3 protein-coding genes are annotated in these 3191 nt (G+C 75.0%); 1 reads left to right on the forward strand and 2 read right to left on the reverse strand.

The window, feature by feature from the left end; all coding sequences use genetic code 11:
- The coding region (gene mutL / locus FV218_RS22115; RefSeq protein ID WP_147711567.1) for a DNA mismatch repair endonuclease MutL at window positions 1-1958 on the forward strand (1958 nt) is incomplete at its 5' end.
- A gap of 4 nt (window positions 1959-1962) precedes the next feature.
- On the opposite strand, the gene rsmD is transcribed toward mutL, so the two are convergent.
- Together rsmD and FV218_RS23475 are read right to left on the reverse strand one after the other, a co-directional pair.
- A complete protein-coding gene (gene rsmD, locus FV218_RS22120) occupies window positions 1963-2520 on the reverse strand; it encodes a 16S rRNA (guanine(966)-N(2))-methyltransferase RsmD (RefSeq protein ID WP_147711568.1) in 558 nt (185 codons plus the stop codon).
- Window positions 2517-3059: a hypothetical protein gene (locus tag FV218_RS23475; protein ID WP_281407889.1), complete on the reverse strand. Its 543-nt coding sequence runs from the start codon at window positions 3057-3059 to the stop codon at window positions 2517-2519. The genes rsmD and FV218_RS23475 overlap by 4 nt, the downstream gene beginning before the upstream one ends.
- Window positions 3060-3191 lie beyond the last annotated feature (132 nt).

A 3191-nucleotide genomic window follows, 5' to 3' on the forward strand; every position in this document is an offset into this window, starting at 1 on the left:
CCCCCGCACCCGTCCGCCGCCTCGATCCGATCCTCGTCGATCGCATCGCCGCCGGCGAAGTGGTGGAACGGCCGGCCTCGGCCGTGAAGGAACTCGTGGAGAATGCCATCGACGCGGGTGCACGGAGCATCGAGGTCACCGTCGAGGGCGGGGGCCGGCGCCTCATCCGCGTCGTCGACGACGGGGCCGGCATGGATGCCGACGACCTCACCCTCGCGGTCGAGCGCCACGCCACCTCGAAGCTGCCCGGCGGCGACCTGACCCGCATCGACACCCTCGGCTTTCGCGGCGAGGCCCTGCCGTCCATCGGCGCCGTGGCGCGCCTGACCCTCACGAGCCGCACGGCGGACGGCGAGACCGGCCACAGCCTGACGGTGGACGCCGGTATCCGCGGCGAGGTCCGCCCCGCCCCGAGCCCGCGCGGCACCCGCATCGAGGTCGCCGACCTGTTCTCGGCGACACCGGCCCGGTTGAAGTTCCTCAAATCCGACCGGGCCGAGACGGCGGCCATCGCCGATGGCCTCCGGCGCCTCGCCGTGGCCGAGCCCGGCATCCGCCTCGTCCTGCGGTCCGAGGGCGGCAGCCCCCTGGTGTTTCCGGCCGAGGGCGAGGGGGGTCCCGCCGCCATGCTCCGACGCCTGACGGCGGTGCTCGGCCCGGATTTCGGCGCCAACGCGGCGCCCCTCGACATGGCGCGCGAGGGCTTCGCCCTGTCGGGCCATGTCGGCCTGCCGAGCTATCACCGGGGCAACGCCTATCAGATCCACTTCACGGTGAACGGCCGGCCCGTGCGCGACCGCCTCCTGCTCGGCGCCGTGCGCGGTGCCTATGCCGACACCATGAGCTCCGACCGCCATCCCGTGCTCGCCCTGTCGATCACCTGCGATCCGGCCTTCGTCGACGTCAACGTCCACCCGGCGAAGACCGAAGTGCGATTCCGCGACGCCTCCCTCGTGCGCGGCCTCATCGTCAGCGCGATCCACGAGGCCCTGCGCCGGGCCGGGGCGCGCACGGCGACCACCACCGCCGCCCGGACCCTGGACGCCCTGCGGGGAGAGATTTTGCCCCTGGGCGTCCAGGATACTTTCGCGGACGCGGGTGGGGACCGGCCGATGCAGGCCCATACGGGGTGGGGGGCGCGGCCGGCGACCACGGCGCCCCTGCTGCGCGGCCTGCCCTCGTTCGGGGCGCCGGGACGCTTTCCCCCGGCGCGGAACGGCTTCGCCGAAGCACCTCAGGCGACCTTCACCCACGATTTCGCCCCGCCCGGCGCGGAGTTTCGTCAGGAGGGCGACCTACGGCACGCGAGCGATTCCCAGGATGACGCAACCGAGGCGGCCGGCGACCATCCCCTCGGGGCGGCGCGCGCCCAGCTCCACGAGACCTACATCGTCGCCCAGACCCGCGACGGCCTCGTCCTCGTCGATCAGCACGCGGCGCACGAGCGTCTCGTCTACGAGCGCCTGAAGCGCGAGCGCGCAGCAGGCGGCATCGCCCGCCAGGGCCTGCTGATTCCCGATGTCGTCGAGATGGCCCCGGACGACGCCGCGCGCCTCCTCGACGCAGCAGGGGACCTCGAACGCCTCGGGCTCACCCTCGAGGCCTTCGGCACCGGCGCCGTGCTGGTGCGCGAGGTGCCCGCGGCGCTTGCCGGCGCCTCGACCCGGACCCTGGTCATCGACATCCTCGACGCCCTGGCGGGCAGCGGCCTGGAGGAGGGCAGCCTCGACGGGCCGGAGGCGGGCGGCGGCCCCCTGAGCCGGCGCCTCGACGCGATCCTGTCGCGCATGAGCTGCCACGGCTCGATCCGGGCCGGCCGGCGCCTGCGCCCGGAGGAGATGAACGCGCTCCTGCGCGAGATGGAGGCGACGCCCCTGTCGGGCACCTGCAACCACGGCCGCCCGACCTTCGTCGCCCTGAAGCTCGCCGATATCGAGCGGTTGTTCGGCCGGCGCTGAAAGCTCAGCCGGTGAAGCGGAGGAAGGCCACGGCCGTGTCGCCGTAGACCCGGCGCTCCAGCTCCGAGAAACCCGGTGGCGGCGCGACGGTGACGCTCGCGGATTCTTCGACCACCACGAGGGCGCCGGGCACGAGCCAGCCGCCGGAGGCCGCCGAGGCCAGGGCCGCCGGGGCGAGGTCGCGTCCGTAGGGCGGATCGCAGAACACGAGGCCGAAGGTGCCGCTGGTGCCCACCGGCCCGAGGCGGGTGGCGTCGCGGCGAAACAGCCGGGTGCGCCCCTCGGCGCCGAACGCCTCAATGTTCTCGCGGATCAGGCCGCGGGCCTCGGCGCCCTCGTCGACGAGGAGGGCGTAGGCGGCGCCGCGCGACAGGGCCTCGAAGCTGAGGGCCCCCGTGCCGGCGAAGAGATCGAGGACGCGGGCGCCGACGGCCGCGTCGTCATAGGCGTGCGCGAGGACGTTGAACACGGCCTCGCGCAGGCGGTCGGAGGTCGGGCGGATGGCGTCGGTCTTCGGGGTGGCGAGGCGGCGACCGCGCTGGTCGCCGCCGACGATCCTCACCGGCCGCCGCGCGGCGGACGGCCCGCGCCGCCACCGGGCTTGCCGAAGCCACCGGACGGCTTGCCGAAGGAAGGCTTGCCGAACCCGCCGCCGGGCTTGCCACCCGCGCCGCCGCGACCGCCGGCCCCGCCGGGCCTGGCGCCACCGACCCGACCGGCTGCACCGTCCTGGAAGCCGCCCGGCTTGCCACCGCCACCGCCGGGCTTGCCGAATCCGCCGGGCTTGCCGAAGCCACCGGATTTGCCCCCGGCCTTGAATCCACCGGGCTTGTCGCCGGGGCGGAAGCCGCCGCGATCGGCGCCGGAGCGCTCGGCCCCGATGTCGCGATCCCCGCCGCCCGAACGTTCGCCGTCCCTGAAACCACCTGCCTTGAAGCCGCCCGCCTTGAAGCCACCGGGTTTACCCCCGCCGGCGCGGAAACCGCCGGGACGGTCGTCGCCGCCCCGGAACCCGGGCTTGTCGCCCCGGAAGCCGGACGGCTTGTCGCCGCGCGGCTCGCCGCGGTTGAAGGCCGGCCGCTCGGTGACGGTCTCCGACAACGGGCGCGACGCCGCCGCCCTTGCCGGGGTCGCCGGCCCCCACGTCGACGCGGCGGGCGATGAGGGAGCGGTTGGCCTGGGCGTCGGCGTCGCGCGGATTGTAGGTGAGGGCCGCGTCGTAGGCGTCCAGCG

It is taken from the genome of Methylobacterium sp. WL69, from assembly GCF_008039485.1.
GTDB lineage: Bacteria > Pseudomonadota > Alphaproteobacteria > Rhizobiales > Beijerinckiaceae > Methylobacterium.